General features: G+C 45.8%; 25 protein-coding genes. 23 read left to right on the forward strand and 2 right to left on the reverse strand.

The features are described from left to right. Window positions 1-89 precede the first annotated feature (89 nt). The 5 genes from J2X75_RS04240 to J2X75_RS04260 all read left to right on the forward strand — a co-directional run bounded on the left by J2X75_RS04240 (window position 90) and on the right by J2X75_RS04260 (window position 6,809). Window positions 90-842: a vWA domain-containing protein gene (locus J2X75_RS04240; RefSeq protein ID WP_124114120.1), complete on the forward strand. Its 753-nt coding sequence runs from the start codon at window positions 90-92 to the stop codon at window positions 840-842. Between the two features lie 10 nt (window positions 843-852). Then, window positions 853-1,695 carry a protein phosphatase 2C domain-containing protein gene (locus J2X75_RS04245; RefSeq protein ID WP_036609194.1) on the forward strand — a complete coding sequence of 281 codons (843 nt, stop codon included), beginning with the start codon at window positions 853-855 and terminating at the stop codon, window positions 1,693-1,695. 182 nt (window positions 1,696-1,877) lie between these two features. After that, window positions 1,878-2,684, forward strand: coding sequence for an SDR family oxidoreductase (locus tag J2X75_RS04250; protein WP_017689067.1), 807 nt, complete (start codon window positions 1,878-1,880; stop codon window positions 2,682-2,684). A 153-nt stretch (window positions 2,685-2,837) separates the two neighbouring features. Then, on the forward strand, window positions 2,838-5,357 hold the full coding sequence (gene hrpB, locus J2X75_RS04255) for an ATP-dependent helicase HrpB (RefSeq protein WP_310334476.1): 2,520 nt from the start codon (window positions 2,838-2,840) through the stop codon (window positions 5,355-5,357). Between the two features lie 846 nt (window positions 5,358-6,203). Then, window positions 6,204-6,809, forward strand: a complete 606-nt coding sequence (locus J2X75_RS04260; protein ID WP_017689064.1) for a general stress protein — start codon at window positions 6,204-6,206, stop codon at window positions 6,807-6,809. 183 nt (window positions 6,810-6,992) lie between these two features. On the opposite strand, the gene J2X75_RS04265 is transcribed toward J2X75_RS04260, so the two are convergent. Continuing rightward, on the reverse strand, window positions 6,993-7,385 hold the full coding sequence (locus J2X75_RS04265; protein WP_197997731.1) for a YidH family protein: 393 nt from the start codon (window positions 7,383-7,385) through the stop codon (window positions 6,993-6,995). Window positions 7,386-7,457: 72 nt separating this feature from the next. Between J2X75_RS04265 and J2X75_RS04270 the strand changes: the two genes are divergently transcribed. The 7 genes from J2X75_RS04270 to J2X75_RS04300 all read left to right on the forward strand — a co-directional run bounded on the left by J2X75_RS04270 (window position 7,458) and on the right by J2X75_RS04300 (window position 13,732). Beyond that, window positions 7,458-8,606: an acyltransferase gene (locus tag J2X75_RS04270; RefSeq protein ID WP_310334478.1), complete on the forward strand. Its 1,149-nt coding sequence runs from the start codon at window positions 7,458-7,460 to the stop codon at window positions 8,604-8,606. 388 nt (window positions 8,607-8,994) lie between these two features. Then, window positions 8,995-9,369, forward strand: a complete 375-nt coding sequence (locus J2X75_RS04275) for a replication termination protein (protein ID WP_036609188.1) — start codon at window positions 8,995-8,997, stop codon at window positions 9,367-9,369. Between the two features lie 2 nt (window positions 9,370-9,371). Then, window positions 9,372-10,379 (forward strand): Gfo/Idh/MocA family protein, encoded by a 1,008-nt coding sequence (locus J2X75_RS04280; RefSeq protein ID WP_307537566.1) that lies wholly within the window; start codon window positions 9,372-9,374, stop codon window positions 10,377-10,379. A 263-nt stretch (window positions 10,380-10,642) separates the two neighbouring features. After that, window positions 10,643-11,083, forward strand: coding sequence for a ribonuclease (locus J2X75_RS04285; RefSeq protein ID WP_036609184.1), 441 nt, complete (start codon window positions 10,643-10,645; stop codon window positions 11,081-11,083). A 14-nt stretch (window positions 11,084-11,097) separates the two neighbouring features. Next, window positions 11,098-11,373: a barstar family protein gene (locus J2X75_RS04290; protein WP_310334483.1), complete on the forward strand. Its 276-nt coding sequence runs from the start codon at window positions 11,098-11,100 to the stop codon at window positions 11,371-11,373. Window positions 11,374-11,617: 244 nt separating this feature from the next. Beyond that, a complete protein-coding gene (locus J2X75_RS04295; RefSeq protein WP_310334485.1) occupies window positions 11,618-12,907 on the forward strand; it encodes an MFS transporter in 1,290 nt (429 codons plus the stop codon). A gap of 132 nt (window positions 12,908-13,039) precedes the next feature. Continuing rightward, on the forward strand, window positions 13,040-13,732 hold the full coding sequence (locus tag J2X75_RS04300) for an ArsR/SmtB family transcription factor (protein ID WP_310334486.1): 693 nt from the start codon (window positions 13,040-13,042) through the stop codon (window positions 13,730-13,732). A gap of 191 nt (window positions 13,733-13,923) precedes the next feature. On the opposite strand, the gene J2X75_RS04305 is transcribed toward J2X75_RS04300, so the two are convergent. Next, the gene (locus J2X75_RS04305) at window positions 13,924-14,490 is read right to left on the reverse strand and encodes a TraR/DksA C4-type zinc finger protein (protein ID WP_091017177.1); all 567 of its coding nucleotides are present in this window, start codon (window positions 14,488-14,490) and stop codon (window positions 13,924-13,926) included. A 198-nt stretch (window positions 14,491-14,688) separates the two neighbouring features. On the opposite strand from J2X75_RS04305, the gene J2X75_RS04310 reads away from it, so the two are divergent. From J2X75_RS04310 to J2X75_RS04360, 11 genes are all read left to right on the forward strand, one after another. Then, on the forward strand, window positions 14,689-15,066 hold the full coding sequence (locus J2X75_RS04310) for a DivIVA domain-containing protein (protein WP_017689054.1): 378 nt from the start codon (window positions 14,689-14,691) through the stop codon (window positions 15,064-15,066). 42 nt (window positions 15,067-15,108) lie between these two features. Then, a complete protein-coding gene (locus tag J2X75_RS04315; protein ID WP_149846528.1) occupies window positions 15,109-15,543 on the forward strand; it encodes an Rrf2 family transcriptional regulator in 435 nt (144 codons plus the stop codon). Window positions 15,544-15,579: 36 nt separating this feature from the next. Then, window positions 15,580-16,077, forward strand: coding sequence for a metallophosphoesterase family protein (locus J2X75_RS04320; RefSeq protein ID WP_036670453.1), 498 nt, complete (start codon window positions 15,580-15,582; stop codon window positions 16,075-16,077). A gap of 346 nt (window positions 16,078-16,423) precedes the next feature. After that, complete coding sequence (locus J2X75_RS04325) at window positions 16,424-17,338, forward strand: sugar phosphate isomerase/epimerase family protein (protein WP_310336642.1); 915 nt, start codon at window positions 16,424-16,426, stop codon at window positions 17,336-17,338. Next, the gene (locus J2X75_RS04330) at window positions 17,335-18,507 is read left to right on the forward strand and encodes a Gfo/Idh/MocA family protein (RefSeq protein ID WP_310334492.1); all 1,173 of its coding nucleotides are present in this window, start codon (window positions 17,335-17,337) and stop codon (window positions 18,505-18,507) included. The genes J2X75_RS04325 and J2X75_RS04330 overlap by 4 nt, the downstream gene beginning before the upstream one ends. Window positions 18,508-18,754: 247 nt before the next feature. Continuing rightward, window positions 18,755-19,852, forward strand: a complete 1,098-nt coding sequence (locus J2X75_RS04335) for a Gfo/Idh/MocA family protein (RefSeq protein ID WP_310334494.1) — start codon at window positions 18,755-18,757, stop codon at window positions 19,850-19,852. A 295-nt stretch (window positions 19,853-20,147) separates the two neighbouring features. After that, window positions 20,148-20,852 (forward strand): ferritin-like domain-containing protein, encoded by a 705-nt coding sequence (locus J2X75_RS04340; RefSeq protein ID WP_310334496.1) that lies wholly within the window; start codon window positions 20,148-20,150, stop codon window positions 20,850-20,852. Window positions 20,853-21,103: 251 nt separating this feature from the next. Beyond that, window positions 21,104-21,748, forward strand: coding sequence for an HAD hydrolase-like protein (locus J2X75_RS04345; RefSeq protein WP_310334497.1), 645 nt, complete (start codon window positions 21,104-21,106; stop codon window positions 21,746-21,748). A gap of 212 nt (window positions 21,749-21,960) precedes the next feature. Then, window positions 21,961-22,365, forward strand: a complete 405-nt coding sequence (locus tag J2X75_RS04350) for a DUF4259 domain-containing protein (RefSeq protein ID WP_310334498.1) — start codon at window positions 21,961-21,963, stop codon at window positions 22,363-22,365. 220 nt (window positions 22,366-22,585) lie between these two features. Next, window positions 22,586-23,212, forward strand: coding sequence for a Type 1 glutamine amidotransferase-like domain-containing protein (locus J2X75_RS04355; protein WP_310334499.1), 627 nt, complete (start codon window positions 22,586-22,588; stop codon window positions 23,210-23,212). Window positions 23,213-23,436: 224 nt separating this feature from the next. Next, complete coding sequence (locus tag J2X75_RS04360; RefSeq protein ID WP_310334500.1) at window positions 23,437-24,216, forward strand: Cof-type HAD-IIB family hydrolase; 780 nt, start codon at window positions 23,437-23,439, stop codon at window positions 24,214-24,216. The last annotated feature ends 156 nt before the right edge of the window (window positions 24,217-24,372 follow it).

A 24,372-nucleotide genomic window follows, 5' to 3' on the forward strand; every position in this document is an offset into this window, starting at 1 on the left:
ATGCCTATAGGCATCCATCGTAATCAAAAGCGGACTTTTTGAACAACTTCTTATAAATTAATGTGAATGATGGAGGTGACTCACCCTAGATGAACTACACGATTCAAGCATCACAGCGTACACCTGCACTTATTATATATTTAATTGATATTAGCGCCTCCATGAACATGGTTCTGGAAAATCGTCGACGGATTGACGTCGTCTATGATGCCCTATCTCTCGCGATCCGCCAAATGGTATTTCGCTCTACTAAGGGAAATCGTCTGACGCCTCGCTATCGTATAGCCATATTGGCTTACAGCGATGATGTATATGACTTGTTGAACGGAATCAAAGGGATTGACGAGATTGCTGCCGTTGGTTCTTTGCCTGACCTGACCCCGAGACGGTTTTCAGATTCTGCGAAGGCTTTCCTACAGGCGGAAAAGATTCTACAGGCCGAAATTCCGAATATGCAGGACTGTCCTGCGCCACTTGTATGCCACATGACCGATGGGGTAGCCACAGGTGAAGATCCCGAACCTATTGCAAAAAGAATCATGGGGATGAGTGTACCTGACGGCAATGTACTGGTGGAGAACATTTTTATATCGGATCATCTGCTGGATGGGCCAATTGCTGAACCTAGAAGATGGAAGGGAATCTCTTCGGAAACGAATCTACAGGATGAGCATGGAGAGAAGCTGCGGAATATGTCATCCGTCCTGCCCGAAAGTTATCGGGAAATGCTTGTTGAAGCTGATTATTTGCTTGCACCCGGTGCACTCATGATGCTGCCAGGTACATGTGCAGAATTAGTATCAATCGGGTTCCAGATGTCCGCTGCTACGCCTGTGAGATAGGAGGGGAATCATGAGAGCGATGCGTTTGGCAACATTGTCTGCTGGAGATAAGGGGGGCCATGCCGAGCAACGGCATGGCAACTTTCGCTATGTGAGTGTACAGACCGGGGAACAGCCGCTAACTCGCTATCAGGGCACATTTAAGTGCAGATATGGTTATGGCAGAGCGGCTGAGACGGTACATCAGGGAGATACCGGACAGGACTTTGCTGCGGTACGTATGAAAGGGAATATCTGCAATTTTGTTTTGTGTGATGGCGTAGGCATGAGTTACCTGGGCGATTTTGCAGCGCGTTTTCTGGGGAATGCTTTGCTGGATTGGTTGGAAACGACGCAACACACAACGGTAGAGGGTGTTGAGCGTCTTCTCCATGATCTTACCCTTCCCGCATCTGAGCAATTGGAGAAATTACAGCCACTGGAAAGTTCCCCTTTGTTGCTGCGTGAAGTGTTGATGGAAAAGCGAAGTCGGGGCAGTCAGGCCATGTATGTCTGTGGGCGGATTGAGCTTACGGGAGGCGGCCGCAAAAGCCGTGTATGGTTAGCGTGGCAAGGAGATTCCCGTATTCGTCTGTGGCGTAATGGCCAGGAACAGTCTGAATTATTTCAGACTCACTGTAAGACAAATGAGCGTTGGTCTACACTTGAAGGACCTGTTGGTGGTAAGCCGCACATCTGCGAGATGAAAGGGTCGGCAGGGGATTCACTGCGTCTTCAGTTATATACGGATGGACTGAACGACCTGGATGCCATTCAAGCCTATGTCCCGGATGAACACATTCAGGTATTGCTGGATGCTACACATACCGGCGGACTTGAAGATGATGCCGCTTTCATTGAGCTGGAATGGTGAGTGCCAGTCATCAAGTTGTGGATCGATCTTAATGTTGCTGTGACATTGGTGTAGGTCAACGGTGAAAAAACTTGCTGGTGTTGATTTAAAAGACACTCTTTTTGGGTAATCTTGTGAAGAATTGACTTTGAGCTTGAACGTACATTCTTACATAATTGCTAATCAAAGGAGTGGAATGGATAATGACACAACATAACGGCAAGTCACGGTTCCAAGGCAAGGTTGCGATTATTACCGGAGCAGGATCCGGGATTGGGAAAGCCACTGCGGTCAAGCTGGCTAAAGAGGGTGCACATGTTGCATTGTTTGATCTGGTGAATGATCGGATCTCGGAAACGGAAGCAGAGATTAATGCGCTGCACCCTGGTGCGGCAAGAGCATTTGATGTAGACATTTCCGACCCGGCACGTGTGGAAAAGGCTGTACTGGAAACCGTTGAGTTATTCGGCGGTTTGGATATTGTTTTTGCCAATGCGGGCATTAACGGTGTCTCGGCACCCATTGAGGAAATTCAGGTTGAAGATTGGCAGCAGATTATTACAACCAACCTGAATGGTACATTTTTCACGATTAAATATGCATTGCCTCACGTAAAAAAACGGGGTGGCGGCAGTATTATCATTACGAGTTCCATCAACGGCAATCAACGCTTCTCAAGCTTTGGCATGTCGGCGTACAGCACGTCCAAGGCAGGGCAGGTTGCTTTTGCCAAGATGGCTGCGCTTGAGCTGGCGAAGTTCAAGATACGTGTGAACGTGATCTGCCCAGGAGCGATTGCGACAAATATCGATCAAAGTACGGTCAAAACGGATGATCTGCAACAGATCATTATACCGATGGAGTTCCCGGAAGGACAGCAACCGCTTGCGGACGGGCCGGGTCAGCCGGAACATGTTGCCGATCTGGTAAGTTTCCTCGCATCGTCCGAATCCAGACATATTACCGGAGCAGAGATCGTCATTGATGGTGCCGAATCATTGCTCAGTTAAGTGAGCATTCTGGATAAATTTCATTATTACTTAGGTGTGTCTTAGGGTGTGTCTGGGATAGTCGTTCCTCTGGAACGGCTTTTTTTGTTATAATGCTAACATTCGAATAGAGATACTGAAGAGCAGTAGGGTACATTCATTAGGAGCGATCATATGCATATAGAGTTACCGATACAAGAGGTTATTCCTGAGTTAAGACAATTATTTCGGGATCAAGATACAGGGGTGTTAATTGCAGAGCCGGGGGCGGGAAAAACAACTGTTGTACCGCTGGCTTTGATGGAGGAGCCGTGGGTTGTGGGACGGAAAATCATTATGCTGGAACCCCGAAGGCTGGCTGCGCGTTCGGCTGCATCGAGAATGGCGGCTACGCTAGGGGAAAAAGCGGGTCAGACCGTAGGATATCGTGTACGCATGGATACCCGGGTGAGTCAGGGGACACGCATTGAAGTTGTGACGGAAGGGGTATTGACCCGGATGTTGCAGCAGGACCAGGGTCTTGAGGATACGGCGATGATTATATTTGATGAATTCCATGAGCGGCATCTACACGGGGACTTGGGCTTGGCCCTGGCATTGGAATCCCGAGCGATGTTACGTCCAGATCTGAAATTACTGGTGATGTCGGCGACCCTTGATCCTGTTCCCGTCTGTGGGTTGCTTGGCGAAGGTACAAAATCAATTCACTGTCCCGGGCGCACCTTTCCGGTGGAAACACGATATGTGCCAAGACCGGCAGCTATGCAGTTGGAACAATTCACGGCTCAGAATGTGACCAGGGCATTAGCTGAACAGGAGGGAGACGTGCTTGTTTTCCTTCCTGGCGCAAGAGAGATACACCGCACAGAGCGAGAGTTATTAAACGGTTCTCTTCCTGCGCATGTGAAAGTTCATTCCCTGTATGGCAGTATGCCGGTGGAACAACAGGATGAGGCCATACGGCCGGCCCCTGAGGGGTCGCGCAAAGTTGTGCTGTCCACTTCCATTGCGGAATCCAGCCTCACACTCGCTGGAGTCAAGATTGTGGTAGACGCAGGGCTGAGTCGTGCATCGGCATTTTCGCCGCGCACGGGCATGAGCCGGCTTGTCACCCTGCCGGTGTCCAAGGCGTCAGCCGACCAACGGCGGGGGCGTGCAGGGCGAATTGCCCCGGGGGTGTGTTACCGGCTATGGAGCGAAGAGGTTCATGGGGGACTGCCTGAGGCAGCTCGCCCGGAGATCACTTCCGCGGATCTTGCGCCGCTGGCGCTGGAGCTTGCCGTCTGGGGTGTCCAGTCCCCAGCAGAGCTGCAATGGCTGGACACCCCGCCTGACGCCGCCTACGGCCAGGCACAGGCGCTGCTGCGCCAGCTGGGCGGCCTGGACTACGCAGGCCGCATCACGCCCTTCGGGCGGCGGATGAACACGCTGGGCGTGCATCCGCGACTGGCCAGCATGCTGCTCCGCGCGGTGGAGCTTGGGCTGGCCAGCTACGCCAGCATGATGTCGGCACTGCTGCAGGAGCCTGCCGGCCTCCGCAGCAGTGGCAGTGCAGGCGCGGGCACGGACCTTCGCCCGCGCGTAGAGGCGCTGCTGACCGCGGACAGCAGCGGCATGCCGCAAGCGGCAGTGGCTGTCGCAGACGGCGCGGCCGTGCGGCGCATGCTCCAGGAGAGCCGCCAGCTGCGCTCGGCGCTCGGCCCGGCGGCCGATCCGGTGCGGCCGGATGAGGACAGCTGCGGATTGCTGCTGTCCTTCGCCTATCCGGACCGGATCGGGCAACGCCGGGAGGACGGCCGCTATCTGCTGAGCAGCGGCCGCGGCGTACGGCTCGCAGCGACAGAATCGCTGAGCCGTTCAGCGTATCTGGTCGCAGCCGAGGCAGACGACCAGGGCGCAGATGCGCGCATCCTGCTGGCTGCGCCGTTGCAGGAGCAGACATTGTTACAGGCAGCTCAGCACCTGCTGCAAGATGAAGTGCAAGTGGCCTGGGATTCCAATACCCGCAGCGTGCGAGCGCATAAGAGACTTCGTATTGGAGCCCTTGTGATGAAAAAGAGCAGTGTTGCACAGCCACCTGAAGATCAGGTGCTGGAAGCACTATTAACCGGAATTCGAATGGAAGGGCTGGATTGTCTGCCATGGACCAAAACGTCCAGACAGCTTGCGGACAGGCTGCGGTTCCTGCATCTCCATCTACCTGAGTGGCCCGACCTGATCGAAGATGATCTGACCGAAGAGTTGGCTGAGCATCTTACACCTTATCTGACAGGCATGCGATCGGCAGCCGACCTCAAGAGATTGTCGATGCAAGATGTATTGCTTGGTGGTCTGAGCTGGGGGCAACGACAACAACTGGACGATGAAGCTCCGACGCATATACAGGTGCCCAGTGGATCGCGTATTCCTGTGGACTACAGCCGTCCCGAGGCTCCTGCTCTGGCGGTGAGATTACAGGAGATGTTTGGACAACAGGAGACACCGCGTATAGCTGGTGGGCGAGTCCCAGTGACCATTCATTTGTTATCGCCGGCTCAGCGACCTGTACAGGTCACACGAGATTTGGCCAATTTCTGGCGTGAGACCTACTTTGACGTCAAAAAAGATCTGAAAGGACGTTATCCGAAGCATTACTGGCCGGATAATCCACTTGAAGCAGTGGCCACCAATCGGGCCAAACCACGGGGGAAATAGATGAAAGATTTCATTTTTTCAGATATCAACGATGTGGTTCCCAAAGGGCGCGCTCTTCATCAGGGTTAGAATCTGCTGAACAATTCTCAGTTTTGTAACTGATCGAATCAGTCTCTACCTTAAAAGCATCATCCTCTAACCAGGACATGTCTCAAAACTCGCTAACATGCAACTTTTACGGCCTTTTCGCTCCATGCTACGTTACTTTCCCTTGACGTGCCCTTGTACGCCTGCCGAAAACTTCCGGCATGGGACGAGAATTCGGCAAAATCTGCTTCTTTAGAGGTTGAAGGCACGCCCCAGAGCGTATCTTCAAACCTGCCGAGCCGAAGCGTAACTGCACGTGCCTGGGGAGCTGAACATGGAGCAGAACCATGGAGCGGAGCGCTAACACTAACGAACTTGTGACGTCTTATTCAGCGATTTGAAGCGCCCGCAGCAATCTAAGGAATCTGAAACACCTTATATCTGAATAACCAGCTGTGTACAACAGGTTTGCAGGTGATTTTGGTAAATAACATGTCTCAGATTCATTAAAAAATAAAAGGAGTGCCCGAAGGCTAAATAAGACGTCCTCGGTTCCTTAGAAATCGTCTGGACAATTCACCAGGATCAGCCAGTCTGGACTTCAAGATGTTCTGGACGCCCACGTCCTTCAACGTAGAGCATGCTTGACAACGTATTACATGCCTGAGTTGAACGCATACTCTGATGAGGAATAAAAAGGGATGAACTTCAGCAATTCATTGCTATTAACACATACGATATTGACTTGCAAGCGTTTGAAAGAAACGAAGACGGGTAATAACCTAACGAACCACTCAATCAGATGAGGAGGGATTCATTATGCAAAAGAAAATCGTAGGTGTGTTTAATACAGAACGTGAAGCATCGCAAGCTATCGAGGGTCTGAAAGCACAAGGATTCACTTCAGACGAAATCTCCGTTGTTACGCAAGATCGGGATGAACTGAAGGCAATTCGGGAAGAGACAGGTACCAAAGCCCCTGAAGGTGTGGCTGCAGGTGCAGCAACAGGTGGTGTACTTGGTGGCGTAGCCGGTCTGCTAGCAGGTATCGGTGCACTGGCTATACCCGGTATAGGACCGATTCTGGCCGCAGGACCCATTGCAGCAGCATTTACCGGTGCAGCTGTAGGTGCAGGAGCTGGCGGATTGGTGGGTGGACTTGTGGGTCTTGGTATTCCGGAAGAGGACGCTAAACAGTATGAGGAGTATGTACAGAATGGTAAAATCCTGCTGCTCGTAGATTCTACGGATCGGGACTCCGATGTGTACGATGTATTCAGTGGCAACAGCCAGCTTAACCGGGACAGAGCCGAAGCAGCTCATCGCGGAGATGTGCCAGCCGAACGTCCGGATCTGGATATGGAAGAACGCAGACTGGAAGCCCAAAACAAGGCAGCGCGATTCGGTAACAATACATTCCTGTAATATTGCCGCAAATATAATCGATATGAAATAGAACCCAATGACTTAATATCTGTAAAATGGAATGACATATATGATCCACCAGATGGTCATTAGCCGGTTTCCTTAAGGGAAGCCGGCTTTTGTCCCTGTGTTGCATATGGGTGGGTATGGGTGTCAATAATGTCGGATGGTGTTTTTACCCAGTCAAGCAGGGAATAACAATACATATAACAGTACAGCCAAAGCGAGTCCAATCACCAGTAGCATCCATGTGAGAAACCGAATTAAACCGGTCGATGCCTGAAACGTCTGTTCATTGATTTGTGTACGCTTCCGATGATAGGCTGCTGCAGAATACACAATGATGGATATGCCGCCAATCAGAGAAGTGATACCCGTAATAATCGCCGCAATATGTGCAAGTTGATCATACGCCGACGAATTGAAGCCAAATCCGGCAGCAAGAAAGCCGATGCCCGCCATGGCAATACCGGTGCGTACCCAAGCCAGAAAAGTTCGCTCGTTAGCTAGATGTTGTTGGACATACTTGGAATCGGTAGTGGTTAGGTCTTTGTCTGTTAACGAAATGTGAATCAACCCCGTTCATTAGATATACGGCTTCATTGTACGTTGTTTTTATTGCAAAACCAAGAAAAGGAGTCTGAATGTATGCCTCGCAAAGAACGAATTACAGAAATAGAAAGTTTAAGGGGAATCGCCTTTGGAGCGGTGGTTCTCCAGCATTCCATCGCACATTACTCTCTGGTCCCGGAAACGAGACTGGAGGATGGGGTGTTACTGGCCATACTGCTGATGCTCTCCAAATTTGCAGTTCCTTTATTCATATTCATAACAGGGATGGTGCTTTTTTATAACACGGGAGACAAGCTGCACTATGGCCAGTTCATGAGAAAAAGAGTAAACGACGTGATCGTGCCTTATCTGATCTGGTCACTCATTTATTTTACACTTGCACCGGGTGGTTGGACCGGATTTGGATGGAATGACATCCCAGACCTAGGCCTGAAGTTGCTTACGGGCAAAACGACTTCACACTTTTGGTACATCATCATGTTGATTCAGTTTTATCTGTTATTTCCGCTCTTTTTGCGAGCCATTCGTTATGTATATAACCGATATGAGGCCAAGGGGCGCTTGATCGCATTACTGATTTCTGGTGTGGTGTATCTTGTACTTGCGGATCAATTAAGAAACATCGCCAAGTTCATGGAACGGGTGAATATCCCGGTGCTGACAGATGCTTTTACAACGTATGCAGACCGCAATTTCCTCTATTTCTTTATTTATTTTGTAATTGGTGCAGCAGCGGGGTTATCCGTCCAGCACTGGAATGAATGGATTCAACGATTGCGCTGGATATACTGGACAGTGTTTATTGTTCTGGGTCTGCGGTTTACTTATTTATTAATGCTGGAGTTTCAGAAGCCGGAAGGAATCAAAATTACATTCTACACAGTCAGCTTGATCCGCCCTGATATGGCACTCTTTCTGATTGCTTCAATTATGGTCATGTACCAGCTGGCCGGGAAACTGCATAACCTCAGGGCTACACGATTGCTGGGATGGATTGGTGGTGTATCGTATGGCGGTTATCTGATGCATATGTTGATGCTGCGGTATAGCTACATTCCGGATGAGTTATTTTACGTTGCTATGGGCTGGAACCCTGTCGTCCGAATGATCATCACCTGGTTGTTGGCTCTTACATTATCCTGTGTACTGACATGGCTTATCTCGCGTGTAAGCTGGGGCAAATGGATTGTGGGGACTGTATCCAAGCCTGCCCGCAATAAATGAATATATCAACATATGAAAAATTCACAACAGAATCACAGCTTTACAGGATCGTACAGGGTCTATGCCGATATTGGAATTCAGGATTCAGCTATGCAGGAAACAGCATTCAGGACTACAGATGTAACAGCCTTTAAAATTCGATGGAACGACTCGCTGGGTTCCTGAAATAAAACAAACTTTCCAATACTATTTAAAATTTCATTACATGAAAAATTCACAACAAAAAACCTTTTTCCGTGCTTCCCCCAGCTTAACGCGTATTCACACGATTTCTTTCTCACCTTCTTTGAAGATGGATAAAAGGCAGACCAAGCGGAGAAAGATGGCAGAACCCGAACATAAGTTTTATAATACTAGATATATAGGTTCTGACAGGAGGGGAATGAACGTGGCTTTTATGATTGCACAGCGGGCATTTATCAAGCTGTATCTGATTACGATGGTTGAACAGCACAGGGGGTATGGTTACGAGATGCTGGAGGCGATGAAGCAGGAATTCAAAGACTACGGTTATGTACCACCCCAGAGCGAGGTATATCGGGCACTGCATGAATTGGTACAGCAAGGTGTTTTTTATCGCACGAAGAAGCTGAAGGGCAATGATCCAAAGGTCGATTTTCAGGAAATCGTTCTATATCATTTCACAGATGATGGTGCGGAAAAAGCTGAGTTATATAAGAAACAGGTCAAAACGGATCTGGATCGTTGTCTCGGCATGTTACACAAGGCAGAAGAGGACAATTACGGTACGAAAGGAAGATGAGCATGAACAGACACTTACAGTGGGGAGTACTCGGTACGTCAACCATTGCCAAAAATGCAGTCATTCCGGCGATCCAGCAGTCTGAACGTGGTGAGGTGTTGGCGATTGCCAGCCGTAGCAAGGAAAAAGCGGAAACCCTTGCCGAAGAACTCGGCATTGCCAGATCATATGGCAGTTATGAAGAGCTCATCGCTGATCCGGACATTGAAGCCGTCTATATTCCTTTGCCTAACCATATGCACAAAGAATGGACCATCAAAGCGGCACAGGCTGGCAAACATGTGTTGTGTGAGAAACCAGCTGCCCTGAATGCAGATGAATCAGCAGAAATGATCGAGGTGTGTGAGCAGCATGGTGTTCTTTTTGCAGAGGCGATTATGTATCGATATCATCCCAAGCACAGACGTGTGCAAGAGATTATAGCTAGTGGAGAGATTGGCATTGTCAGAGCCATCCATGGTAACTTTACCTGTAATACCGCTGATGACAAGGAAAATGTAAGGTTCAAAAGAGAGATGGGCGGCGGGTCATTATTTGATCTTGGCGTGTATCCGATCTCGGCAGCCCGGATGTATCTGGGACAGGAACCGGAAGCGGTGACAGTTCACGCTCTATTCTCGGACGAGCATGATGGCGTGGATATGATGGCGTCGGGACTGGTAGAATTTCCGAATTCGGTCGCTTTAACTTTTGACTGCGGCATGTGGGCTTCAGGACGGGCGGAGATGGAGATTCTCGGGACGGAAGGGCGGATCGAACTGCCAAAAGTATTTGGCTGGGAGAATAGTGATATTCCACCTCAGATTATTGTGCACACCGATTCGGTCAGCCGTGAGGAGCGTGTATCCGTGTCGAATTCCTATGTGCTTCAGGTAGAGACGTTTGCAACGGCTGTGCTTGAAGGAGAAGCCTTGCCTTTCAGTCCGGAAAATACCATTCAAAACATGCGCGTTATTGATGCGTGCCTGGAATCGGCTCGAACTCGTCAACGTGTGCAACTGATCGATTAGGTCAGGTCAGTTTAAACATACTAGAAAAGTAGACTCCATCTTCTGGGATGAGAGTCTTTTTTTTGTCTTAAAATGTTACAATTATAATATTTTACAATTTAAACGTCTTCATTTGATATTTCTACCAAAATGATGTGTTATAAATAGTCATGAGATGACTTGTTTACTATAATCTAGCAGAACGCAAAACTAGAAAGTTATAGCTTGCAGTATGCATATCGTGACAACGTTCATCTAATTTGAGGGATCGGGAGGCCGGATTGATGAAAAAGTTGATATCCACCGCATTACTGGCATTGTTGTTAACGTTTGTTTTCCTCACAGGATCACAGTTCACTCCAGTCGCACAGCAGAAGGCATCTGCTGCAACATGTACCATCATCAATACGTTTACAGGTGTAGCAAACTATTTGAGTGCAAACGGAACGTTGCCATGTAACTTTATTACCAAATCACAGGCAACAGGACTCGGCTGGGTAGCGTCAAAAGGAAACTTGGCTGTAGTGGCTCCTGGGAAAAGTATCGGTGGGGACACATTTGGCAATCGGGAGGGACTGCTGCCTTCGGCCAGCGGACGTACATGGCGCGAAGCGGATATTAACTATACTTCCGGCTTCCGTAATTCGGATCGGATTGTGTACTCCAATGATGGACTCATCTACAAAACGACAGATCACTATGCATCATTTACACGTTTGAAATAGAGGAAGGAGCAGCCATGATTACCGTGATTCTGGATGGAGAAGACTTTGCTAGTAGCGCTGAACTTCATCAACAATTAAAGGATAAGCTGAAGCTACCGGATTTTTATGGCGGTAATCTCGACGCTCTGTGGGATTGTCTGACGGGTACGATTGAACTTCCACTAGAGTTAAAATGGACCAACTATCAAATCAGCGAAGAACGACTAGGGAATGAAGCAGGCCGGATACGTGATTTGATGTTGGAGGTACAGGCGGAACGGTCTGGATTTATATTGCGTGTTGAGAAGTAGCAGCAAATAAAGGCAGTTCAAATACATTCCATCCCGAGCAGACCACTTGTGGTCTGTTTTTTTGTGTGTTATAGGAGATTGTTCAAAATTCCGCTGTTAATTACGAATCTTCTGAAAGCAGAGCGAGATTTTACTTTGCCTACTTAGCGTTAAAATTATTTTCACGGAGGCATTGATTTCTTCATAATTTACGTTAAAATAAAATTAACATGAAAAATATTTTAACGTTGAGGAGAGAAAAAGAATGAATGATAGCTCAGCAGTTAGCAAGCAAGGTATGGGTGAGTTAATACGAATCAGACCGTATATGCAGTTTATGCTTAGTAAAGTGGTATCCAGATTTGGTGATTCAATTGATTCGATTGCCTACAGTTGGATGGTGTATATTCTAACCGGTTCAAAAGTGTTGATGGGTACGTTGCTGGCGGTGAATTTTTTGCCCAATATCCTTCTGGGTCTGTTCGCCGGGGCTTTGGTTGATCGCATGTCTCCCAAAAGAGTGATTGTGATTACCAATACTGGTCGCGGATTATTTGTTGGTATTACAGCTCTACTGTTTGGATTGGGCCAACTTGAAGTCTGGCATCTGTTTGTCATTACAATTCTGAATTCTTTGCTGGAATGCTTCACTAGTCCTGCGGAAGTATCAAGTGTCCCCCGATTGCTTCCCCCATCAATGCTGCTTTCGGGTAATGCGATGTCCTCTTCTGCAACCAGAGTGGCCGAACTCGCAGGACTTGCAGTGGCGGGTGCCCTTATTGCTACAATAGGCATTGCCTGGACGATCCTGATTGATGCGGGGTTGTTTGCGCTAAGTGCTTTAATTATGAGCCGAGTGGGCTATCCTGAAGTATCAACATCTGCTAACAATGAAGATAAAACAACAATGGGAATAGATTCTCTTCCATCCGACAAAAGTAGCATATTCTCCGAAATGGCAGAAGCTTTTCATTTTCTCCGTAAACATGCCTTATTGTTAATTGTCTCCATCCTGTTTGCCTTCGTTAATTTCTGCCTGATGCCGTTCAATGTTCTCCGTACACCCTATGTCATTGAAACGTTGCATGCTGGCGCTGGGGGATTAAGTCTGCTCAGTGGGCTGATGGTGGGAGGTATGCTGCTTAGCGGTGTATGGTTGACACAAAGGGGAGCGAATTATCGTAAAAGTGTGCTGGTCATCAGCGGTATTGTCATGCTGGGTCTCAGTTATGCCATGACGGCACTACCAGCCTATATGACTTCCTTCCAATTGCCAGTTGCGGCTGCCTTTTGTCTTCTGATGGGGATGGGGATTCCACTGGCTACAACCCCGCTAGGTACCTATCTAATGGAAGTTACCCCTTCGGAGATGCTGGGCAGAGTGTATGCCCTTCAGACTATGCTCGTCTTGAGTGTTGCACCACTTGGGAGTCTGGTTTCGGGAGCACTTGCAGATTGGATGACCATGCCTGTTCTGTTTATCGTTTTTGGTATTATGCTTGCCATGTCAGCAGGTATGCTATTATTTAGCAAAAGTTTTCGAAGTGCTCTGTGAAGATATTGAGAAGTGATCATTAGCCGATTTTCTGTATCCAGTCATTTCTGGCTCGTTTTGACCGAAGTCCTGACGCAGCGGTATAATAGAGATATCGATGGACAACAGGTACCCGGAAATGAGGCTACAGGGATGCAGCACAAAGTTCTTTCAACAATTGAAGAAATTAAAATCTACTCCGATCCGTATCGGATACAGATTATGAATATGTTTAACAAGCAGGGCAGACCATCCACTGTCAAAGAGATCGCCGACCAGATGGGTGAGGTGCCAGCCAAAGTTCACTATCATGTAAAAAAGCTGGAGAGAATTGGTCTGCTGACGATCGTTTCCACACGTGAGATTAATGGGATTATCGCAAAATATTATGAACCATTCACCGGAGAGATCCATCTCCGTCACGAAGATGAAGACAAGGAAAACTCACCATTAAAACAGGTGTTTCGGTCCGAGACGCTCAAATTATTAAATGAGATGTTCGAACAAAGTCGTCAGCGATTCATGCATCAGGCGGAAAATGAAGATCGGATGTTTCTCTCGGACATCACGTTGTATGCAACTCGTGAGGAAGTAGAGCAGTTGTATAAAAACATCATAAAAATCTGTGAACCCTATACAACAAAAGAGAATCGACAAGGGGAACAGGAGGTCTTTCAGTTATTCTCAGCGCTCTCCAAACCTATAGTGAAAATACCTGTTTCCAAGACAGATGCAAAAGAGAAAAAGAAAGCTACGTCTGATAAGGGCAAATCAACTTCGAAAACGTCTCGATCTGTGTCGAAGCGGCAGGGATCTGCATCATCTGGTCGTGAGTCTGAAGAATAAACGAACGGAATATATGGGTTCAGTGTTATCGCTGGAAGCAAGTAACGGCAAACGTGAGAGACTGCTATGGAGAAAACTAGAAAAAGCCGCCCAATGGCGGCTTTTTAATGCGTGATAAGGAAGGCTAATGGTGGAACAGCCTATTGAATCCAATTCAATTTTGACGCCTACCGTTTCAGTTCATAACGAAGTTACATGTTCTCATCGTAACCCTTCACATCACGTTTGGCTGCGGTTGCGGGGGAATTAGATGTGCCATATTCTTCGACCGCTTCCCAAGCATCTGCGTTGTCGAACTTACCGGCCCGCTGCTGTCTTCCTTCTCCAGCACCACTCGGAGGCATGGTCATCACTTCTTCTTCAACGGGCCGATCGTTGCTGATCTCCCGATTAGGCGTGTCGTCAATACAGTAAGCGGTATAGGGGATAGCCTCAAGTCGTTCGAAGGGAATATCTTCGCCGCACGTTACACAGGTTCCATATGTACCTTGCTCCATACGTTCCAATGCGTCGTTCACTTGATTGAATTCGTCTGTTAATGTATCGTCGATCGCCAGATCACGGCTGCGTTCAAATGTTTCCGTACCGGCATCTGCCGGATGATTATCGTAGGAGGACAGCTCACCGGTTGAATCTTTCAGCGACTGGGCCGGAGCACCGTCTTCCATGCTGGATTCAAAATGACGCTGCAAGTTTTCACGTTGCTCCAAAAGGGCGTTTTTCAGTATTTGATGTTGATCTTTAGTTAATGTACTCATAAGGACATGCTCCTTTCCCGTTGTGGGGTGTAGTGTGTCTTTACCCGAAATGGATGAAAAGCAATCATTTTCGTGAGGAATAGGGCTGTATCGTTTTATATCTGACGGATTATGTGTTATAAAAAATAGAGAGAGAAAATGCCGTATGTTCTTCAAGGAAATAGAACCACGGCTTGGCCTATAATGGAGGTTGTCAATATGGATGAACATATGAAACGAAGATTGGATAAACAGAGACAATTGTTCAAACAATTGGGAGTGCAGCTAGATGCGTTATCGATTCATGAAAAACAATTTAATTATAAACTTCGTGGTTATGATCCGGATGAGGTAGATGCTTATCTTGACCTGGTCATCAAAGATTACGAACGTTTCTATGCCAATATTGCAGATCTGATGGACAAATGGCAAGAGCAGCAGTTAACGATCCGAGATCTCAAGTCGTCCGCAAAACCGGTGGAAGATCCAACCAAGATTGATCGCAAACAGCTGGATGATATTGTGAAACAACTGGAATATAGTGTGCGACAGCTCAAGATCAGAGCACGTCCCGAGAAGGATCTGTTCTCTGAATAAAATCAGCATGACTAGGATTATATTAAATAAAGGTGGTTAATCATGAGTACTCATTTTTCGGTCAGTGTGCATTGTTTGTTGTTATTGTCACTCAGCGCGCCTGAACGAATCACGTCTGCACATATTGCAGGTAGCGTGAATACCAACCCTGTCGTCGTCAGACGTATACTGGGCGGGCTGAAAAAGGCAGGATTAGTGAACTCTTCTCCTGGAACAAGAGGTTTCTACCTGGCGAAGCCATCAAGTGAAATCACATTAGACATGATCTATCAGGCTGCGAAGGACGAAGGTCCATTGTTCCCGATTCACGGCAATTGTAACCCGGATTGTGAAGTGGGCTTGCATATAGACAGCTTGCTGACCAATCTGTATCAGGTTGCGGAGTCCAAGGTGGAGCAGTTCTTCGCATCCATTACCCTTGAAGATATGGAACGTTCCAGTTCCCAGATGTTAGCTGTCCCATCGCAGTCAGAGTAGATTGTAATCAGAGGTAAAGGAAAGGTGGGTTGTTATATGAAAATCGTAGTAATCTCTGACACGCATTTATCACGTAAATCACGGAAGTTACCGACTAGGCTCCTGGATGTATTGCCGAGTGCAGATCTCATTCTTCATGCCGGTGACTGGTCGGATTGGAGCGTATACCCATTGCTTAGTGAGTATGCACCAGTTGAAGGTGTAGCTGGTAATACGGACCCGTCCGAAATCGCTGAAAAACTGGGGTATTCCCGTATTGTTGAAGTGGAAGGACTTCGTCTGGGTCTTGTGCACGGGCATCTGGGATCAAAGGGTACGGAGCAGAATGCAATTCATACCTTTGCAGGCCAGCATGTGGATGCTGTGATCTACGGACACTCACACATCCCGGTGATGCATACCGTGGACAACACACTGGTATTTAATCCGGGGTCGCCTACGGATCGGCGTTTTCAGAAACAATACTCATTTGGCATCATGACAATAGATCAGGGGAAAATACAGGCTGAACACGTGTTCTTTGATCGGGATTAGACAAAGAAGCTCGGTTATACAAATTGGACGAGTACAATAGCCAGAACCAGAATCTGCTACTGAAGTCGCGATTGGATAACTGATAGGGAACCTTTTCCTCAAATTTCACCTTATATATAGTTGTTGTACAAGGCATCTTTGAACAGAATTGAAATCTGTTCCAAGGATGTCTTTTTGATATGCGATCACATGATTCTCTTGGGAAGTTATCTCTGAATGGGGAATGTGCTCTGTTCGTTATCTGTCATTCATCTGTTGTTGTTTTCCCCTATGGTGACGTTCAGTGGAGTGATACAATGCCTTTACGACATAAAATGAATACGTTTACATAAGGAGATGGAGCATGATGAAACTGTCTGTATTCACTGTGGCTACCCCTGATCTGAATGCAGAAGAATTGGCATCGGCTGCGGCAGCAGCGGGGATTGATGGTATTGAGTGGAGATTCCGTGGAATTCCTGAAGAGGCAATGTCCGAAGAGCCGTCTTATTGGAGAAATAATCGATGCTCGGTAGATCCGGGCCGTTGGCAGGAACAGATTCCTGTTTTTCGTGAAGCAGCGTTAGGGCAAGGTCGGAAATCCATTGCACTTGTGCCGTATCTGAACTGTGGAGATCTGTCTGCCACCAAGCAAGCGTTTCAGGCTGCGGCTGGTTTAGGAGCATCTATGATGCGTGTGGGTGTCCCTGGATATGATCGCAAGAGCAGTTATCCTGAGTTGTATCGTAAAGCCGTTGATTACCTGAGTGAAGTACAGGATTTAGCCAAACAGTACAACATCAAGGCAATTGTAGAGACACATCATCAGACGATTGCACCGACGGCATCGCTTGCCTATCGGCTTGTGCAATCGTTCGACCCGCAGCATGTGGGTGTGTTGTACGATCCAGGCAACATGGTGCATGAAGGGTATGAGAATCATCGGATGGGACTTGAGCTGCTAGGTCCGTATCTCGCTCATGTGCATGTGAAGAATGCCGGGTGGTTTGAACCCGAAGTTAAGGATTCGCAAAAGGATAATGTGACTGAGAAGAATAGCGGATTGGCTCTGAATACAGCCTGGAAATGTCAATGGACCCCCCTGACTGAAGGCATGGTCGATTGGGTACAGATGGTGCGGGATCTTCGTGCCGTCGGGTATGACGGATATTACGGAATTGAGGACTTTAGTGGAGCCTTGGGATCCAAGGCGATGTTACAGCATTTTGCAAACGTTTTTGCCGAAATTGAGCGTCGTGTGGACGAGGAGGAGCAGTCATGAGTATCGTACGAGTAGCGGTGATTGGTATTGGAAACATGGGAGCAGCTCATGCCAGAACATTGGTTGCTGGAGAAGTACCGGGTGCAGAATTGGTCGCCGTATGTGATGTAAGAAAAGAAATGGAGAGCTGGGTATCCAGTCATCTTCCGGCTACGGTCACCTATTGGCAGGATGCAGAGCAGATGATGGCTTCGGGTACGATTGATGCGGTCATTATTGCAACGCCGCACTATGACCACCCGGAACAGGCGATTCAGGCTTTCCAGCATGGCTTGCATGTCATGATCGAGAAGCCAGCAGGCGTGTATACGAAACAGGTACGCAAGATGAATGAAGCGGCCGCAGCCAGCGGTAAAGTCTTTTCCATGATGTACAACCAGCGTACCAACCCACTCTACATTAAACTGAGAGACTTGATTGCTTCGGGAGAACTGGGAGAGGTACGGCGCACCAACTGGATTATTACGAACTGGTATCGGTCCCAAAGTTACTATGATTCCGGCGGCTGGCGGGCAACCTGGGCAGGTGAAGGTGGTGGTGTGCTGATTAATCAGGACCCGCATCAACTGGATCTGTGGCAGTGGACGATCGGCATGATGCCGGTGCGAATGCGTGCTTTCTGTTCGTTTGGCAAGTATCGGAATATTGAAGTGGAAGATGATGTAACCGCATATGTGGAGTATGAAAATGGTGCAACGGGTGTCTTTGTAACGACTACGGGCGAAGCACCAGGTACGAACCGATTCGAGGTCAACGGAGACCGGGGTAAAATCGTAATTGAAGATGGAAAGCTTACGTTCTGGCGACTTCGGGAAACTGAGCCGGAATTCAATCAGCGGTTTACCGGAGGTTTTGGACAGCCAGAATGCTGGAAATGTGAGGTTCCGATTACAGGTGTGGAAACGGGTCACCCGGGTCTGATTCGTAACTGGGTTGATGCGATTCGTACAGGCGCACCCCTCATTGCTCCCGGTGAAGATGGTATACATGGATTAACATTGTCGAATGCGATGTTGCTGTCTACCTGGACGGATAACTGGGTGAATCTGCCGATCGATGAGGATCTGTTCTACGAGCATCTGCAGGAACGCATTGCTGGATCAACGACGAAGAAAGACAAGACATTCAGTGGCAGTCAACCTGCTGATCTTAGTCAGACGTTTAAATGAAGACGATTTGTTATATAAGTTAAACTAATCATTTACACGTAACGGAGAGGACAGAAAATACCTGAAAAAGCGAAGCGTTCGCCTTTATCTCCGGATTTTCCCCTCTGGAAAAGGGAATCGAAAAATCTGGGAATAACAGCGATTGGAAGGTAATTCTGTCATCGTAGTATCAGTGTAGATAATCTTTAGTTCAGCTTATATAGGCGAGTTCATTGTAATCAAAATTTTATAATAAGGATGGGATGACATGGCTAAAGACGGAATGTTCTATGCACCGAAAAGTGTCACAAAAGAGGTCGTATGTGGTCCGGGTGAGTTCACTATTGCTGCAGTTGCGCTGGATCATGGGCACATCTACGGCATGGTTGGGGGATTGTTGGAGGCAGGGGCTACCCTCAAGTGGGTATACGATCCGGACCCGAAGAAGGTAGAGGCATTCAGGAAGCAGTTTCCACAGGCTCAAGTCGCTGGATCTGAGGCAGAAGTGCTTGCAGATGATGAGGTGTTATTGGTGGCAAGTGCAGCGATCACTTCAGATCGTGCGCCGCTTGGCATGAGAGTTCTGGCCGCAGGCAAGGATTATTTTACAGACAAAGCCCCATTTACCACGCTGGAGCAATTAAAGCTTGCACGAGAAGAAGTGAAGCGAACAGGCAAGAAGTACATGGTGTATTATAGTGAACGACTGCATGTAGAAAGTGCGATCTACGCAGGACAGCTCATTGAACAAGGGGCAATCGGCAAAGTAGTGCAAGTTATGGGTACAGGCCCGCATCGCCTGAACGCCGGAGGAAGACCCGACTGGTTCTTCAAGCATGAGCAGTATGGCGGCATTCTCTGTGATATCGGGAGTCACCAGATCGAACAATTTCTGACGTTTGCATCATGTACGGACGCGGAGGTAGGGTTCAGCCGGGTGCATAACTTCAATCACCCACAGTTCCCGGAATTGGAAGACTTCGGCGAAGCTTCGCTGATTGGGGATAACGGTGCTTCCGGTTACTTCCGAGTGGACTGGTTCACACCGGATGGTCTGGGCACATGGGGCGATGGGCGTACAGTTATTCTGGGAACGGACGGTTATATCGAGCTGCGGAAGTATATCGATGTAGCGAGAGAACCGGAAGGAGATCAGGTCTATCTGGTAAACCATGAAGGCGAGTTTCGCTACAGCGTGAAGGGCAAGGTCGGTTATCCGTTCTTTGGTCAACTGATTCGCGATTGTCTGGATCGCACCGAGACAGCCATGACACAGGAACATGCATTCAAAGCGGCAGAACTCTGTCTGATTGCACAGCATAAAGCGATGAGCGAGCGCGTGGTGTGGAGTAGCGGAGCGAAGTAAATGTTTTAGGTGAAAGGAAGCAAAGGTTGATCACTAAAGGTTAACCGTAATTTTTCTTTTATTGAGTGAGGAAAGAGCAGCCTAAATGTTAAACTGCATCCTACATGTTAGTCTTTTCTAACGAATGGAGCAGTTCACACTGGGGCTGCTTTTTTAAGTATGTTCGTGACTTCGCAGATGGATTAATATGGGTTATATTATATTTAGTTATGGTGTGGATTGAAAAGAGAGGTATTTACGAATTAGTAGATATGATGTTAGCTGAAATAGACCTATTACATTTTAGGAGCAAATAATGAATATCACTTTCTCGAAATGGGTGCAATATTATCGAAGAAATAATCAAAACCTCAAATATATTCATTGGGATGACAACTATAAATTAACAACTAATGAAAGAGAAATAATCATTAAGTCAATTCAACAGTTTCAATTAGGAGAAAACTCTGAAGGTAAACATCTAATTAAACGTGCGCAAGAATATGTACATCAGACACAAGATCAGGATTACTATGAAGCGCTTATAGAATTCATTAAAGAAGAACAGAGGCACGCTAGAGATCTAGGCAGATTTATGAAGGTACAGGGAATCCCACTCCTTCGTAGACATTGGGTGGACAATGTATTTAGAAGATTACGTCGATATGCGAGTCTAGAACAATCAGTCATTGTTCTATTAACTGCTGAGATCATTGCTAAGTTGTACTATAAAGCCTTGCAAAAATCTACAAAGTCAGAAGTATTAATAGATTTATGTAATCAGATTTTAAGTGATGAGGAGAAACATGTTCAGTTTCAATCCGAAACACTTCATAAATTTGCTCAAAATAGAAACGTCTTCTTTAACAGAATAATATATATCCTTCGTAGAATCCTTTTTGAAGGAACGCTAATTATAGTGTGGTATCAACATAAGCCTGTATTTAAAGCTGGGGGATATAAACTCAAAAGTTACTACTATGAATGCCGTCATGAGTTTAACTTAACAAAGAAATTATAGCTAATTCACAGTAGAGGTTTACGTCAGATAACATTATATCCATACTTTAGGTCCTGACGCTCCCTCGGTCAGCCCGAAGGGAATTGGCAGGGAAGTGGAATCAGGCGGACACATCCACACCGACTAACCCCATCGCGTTCGCCCCGAACGTGGTTTAAGTCGGTGGGGCATCGTGGATACAGTAACGTTATAGGAAATCAGCGTATAAAAATACAAAATAAATTATTCAAACACTGAATAGGAGTGGAATCATGCTGGAAGCGGTTATTTTCGATATGGATGGTACACTATTTCAAACAAACAAAATCTTAGAGTTATCGTTAGAAGAAACGTTTTCTATCTTGAGGTCTCGTAATGAATGGTCGAGTGAAACTCCAATTCAAAAATATCGTGAAATTATGGGAGTTCCTCTACCAGTAGTTTGGGAAACGTTATTACCGAACCATTCAAACGAAATCAGACGAGTTGTAGACGAAATCTTCTTGGAGAAGTTAATTGCAAATATTAATTATGGCAACGGTGCGCTTTATCCGCATGTCAAAGAAGTTTTTGATTTTTTAAAACAGGAAGGCTGCTTAATTTTTATTGCAAGTAATGGACTAATCGAATACCTCAATGCTATCGTTAACTGTTACAAGTTAAATAATTGGGTGACAGAAACCTTTAGCATCCAACAAATAGAGACTCAGAATAAGGATGACTTAGTTAGATATATCCTTATGAAATATCACATCAACAATGCTGCTGTAGTTGGCGACAGGATCTCTGATATCAAAGCAGCAAAAAACAATGGATTGAAGGTTTTCGGTTGTCGATTTGACTTTGCCCAAGAATGGGAGCTTAAACAAGCGGATTATATTATTGATGATTTACTTGAATTGAAAAAATATATTTAACATCATGGGAAGTGGAATATTTGTGTAAGTATTTTCGAATAAGACGCTGACATCATATAACATCATATTCAAGCAGCGGCTCTTCACGGAGCCTTGGTCTGCAAGGATTTCGGAGAGGAATTTCGGCAGACCCCCTTTTGGGGTTGATGAATACAGGAACGTTATGTCCCTAAGAGCTTTAAAGCATAATGACACTTTTTGGAGGTTAATTGATGGGAGCATGGGGAACTGGAATTTTCGAGAACGATGATGTATTAGATTGGAAGGCAGATTTACTTGATTCTGATGACATCGAATTAATTGAAGAGACGATTGAAGAAGTATTAGAAGAAGATTATATTGAGTCAGATTTAGCTTCCAATGCTTTAGGAGCAATTGAGATCCTTGTAGCATTACAAGGTAATCCTGGGAAAGAAATTTTGAATAATCAAAGTAATACAGAGGATCTATATGACTGGATCGATAAACATAAAGGAAAAGGAAAAAAACTTATTTCAAAAGCTAAACGAGCAGTTAAGAAAATTAAGAAAGATTCAGAACTAAAAGAGCTATGGGAAGAATCAGAAGAATATCCGACCTGGTTAAATACAATAAATGACTTAGAAAATCGATTGTAAAGAAATGGATATTTTTTTCGAGAAGAGGGAACTTCACATAACAAAATATTCAAGCTGCGGCTCCGTTGGAGCCTTGGTCTGCTGGAAGGATTCCGATGAGGTAATTTCGCCAGACAACCCCTTTGGGGTTCATGAATAAAGGAACGTTAGCATAAATCAGGGGAATGCTTAATTAAATTATAAAGATTAGATAAACTATTAGTTAAGGACGGTGATTTCAATGAGTAGCTTGTTACTAACCTCTTGTGGTTTTTATACTGAAGATATTAAAAATCAATTTCTGGATTTTATTGATGGAGATATTTCTCAATTAAAAGTCTCAATTATTACAACAGCATCCCCTAGAAAAGAAACTAATAGATATGCACAAAGAGCAATGCAAGAGTTTAAGGACATGGGATTTCAACATATCAATTTTGTAGATATTGAATTTGATGACCCGCAAATTCTCTTACATAGAGATGTTATATATATCAATGGTGGAAATCCATTTACATTATTGTATTACGCGAAGAAAAGTGGTGCTGATGAAGTTATTAAAACACTGGCTGCACAGAATGTAATTATAGTTGGTGTAAGTGCAGGAACGTTATTACTGGGCCCGAATATTAACATTGTCGATTTCTTTACTCCACAGATGAACATAATAGATTTGACGGATTTTAAGGCATTAGGTGTAACTGACAAGCTTATTTTTCCTCACTATGATCGAGAGGACATATTTAAAGATAGTACTAATAAAACAATTGAAGAGAGAATAGTAGAGTTTGAATCCAATGAGAACTGTAAGGTGACGAGGCTTAAAGATGAAGAATATATCTCAATCTTAATAAACCAAACACATTGAATGTCGTAAATTCATTGAAAGTAGCTCGAAGAAGCCCCTGAAATCTTGCCAACACCGTATTCACGGTGCGGGGCTACGCCACTTGGTCTGCCAGTGGGATTTCGAGGAAGTAGTATCCAGCAGACAACTCCTGCGAGGCTAAGTCTTCGACTTAGTCTCTCGGGTTCGTGAATACAACAACGGTAGATAAAATAACGAAGAAGTCTATATTGGGAGTTGATTCATTGAAGTATTCAACTGTAGTTCTTGACTTGGACGGAACATTATTAAATTCAAAAAAAGAAGTATCTAAGAGAAACGTAGATGCGGTCTTATCTTGTTATCAGAAAGGGATGAGAATAATATTTGCAACAGCTCGACCGCCCAGGGCGGTTAATTGGTTGCTTCCACAAGGATTAGTAGATATCGGGGCTTTTGTATATTACAACGGAGCTCAAGTGATATGTAAGGAAACCAAGATAGAAATTAATGAATCAATCCCTGCTAATGTAACTACAGAAATTCTTGATTACTGTTTGAAGTGTGACCCTCAAATTGAGCTGACTATGGAAGTGAAGGATGAGTGGTTTAGTTTAAGAGAGCTTGATTATATTAGCTCAATGAACACACAATCAAACCCCATAGTAAAACCCTTAAAAGAATTAAAGCAATATGATGCTACGAAGATACTTCTGAATGGCAATAATCACAATTCTGGATTGTTTGAAAAATTCGAGGGTAGAGTGAATATACTAATTACGGATAATAATAAATTAGTACAAATCATGCCTCTTCTGGCATCTAAGGAAATGGCAATTACTAAACTCTGTGAATTATATAATGTAAAATTGGATTCCGTTATTGTATTTGGTGATGATCATAATGATGTAGGCCTCTTTAAGATGGCGGGATATTCTATTGCTATGGGAAATGCGATTAGGGAATTGAAGGAAATCGCTGATGAAATAACCGTTAATAATGATGAAAACGGTGTTGCTGTAAGTCTAGAAAGATTTTGTGGGTAACTCTAGGTTATTTTATCTCACAGTAAATTCATACACCGTCGCACTTGCTCCTCGGTCGCCAAGAAGGATATCGGAGAAGTTGATTAAGGCGACACATTCAATCAGCGAAGTCTATTGGCCCGTTCCCTACGGTAAGCTGCTTGAACGTCAGGAATA

The organism is Paenibacillus sp. 2003, assembly GCF_031455635.1.
Classification (GTDB): domain Bacteria; phylum Bacillota; class Bacilli; order Paenibacillales; family Paenibacillaceae; genus Paenibacillus; species Paenibacillus amylolyticus_B.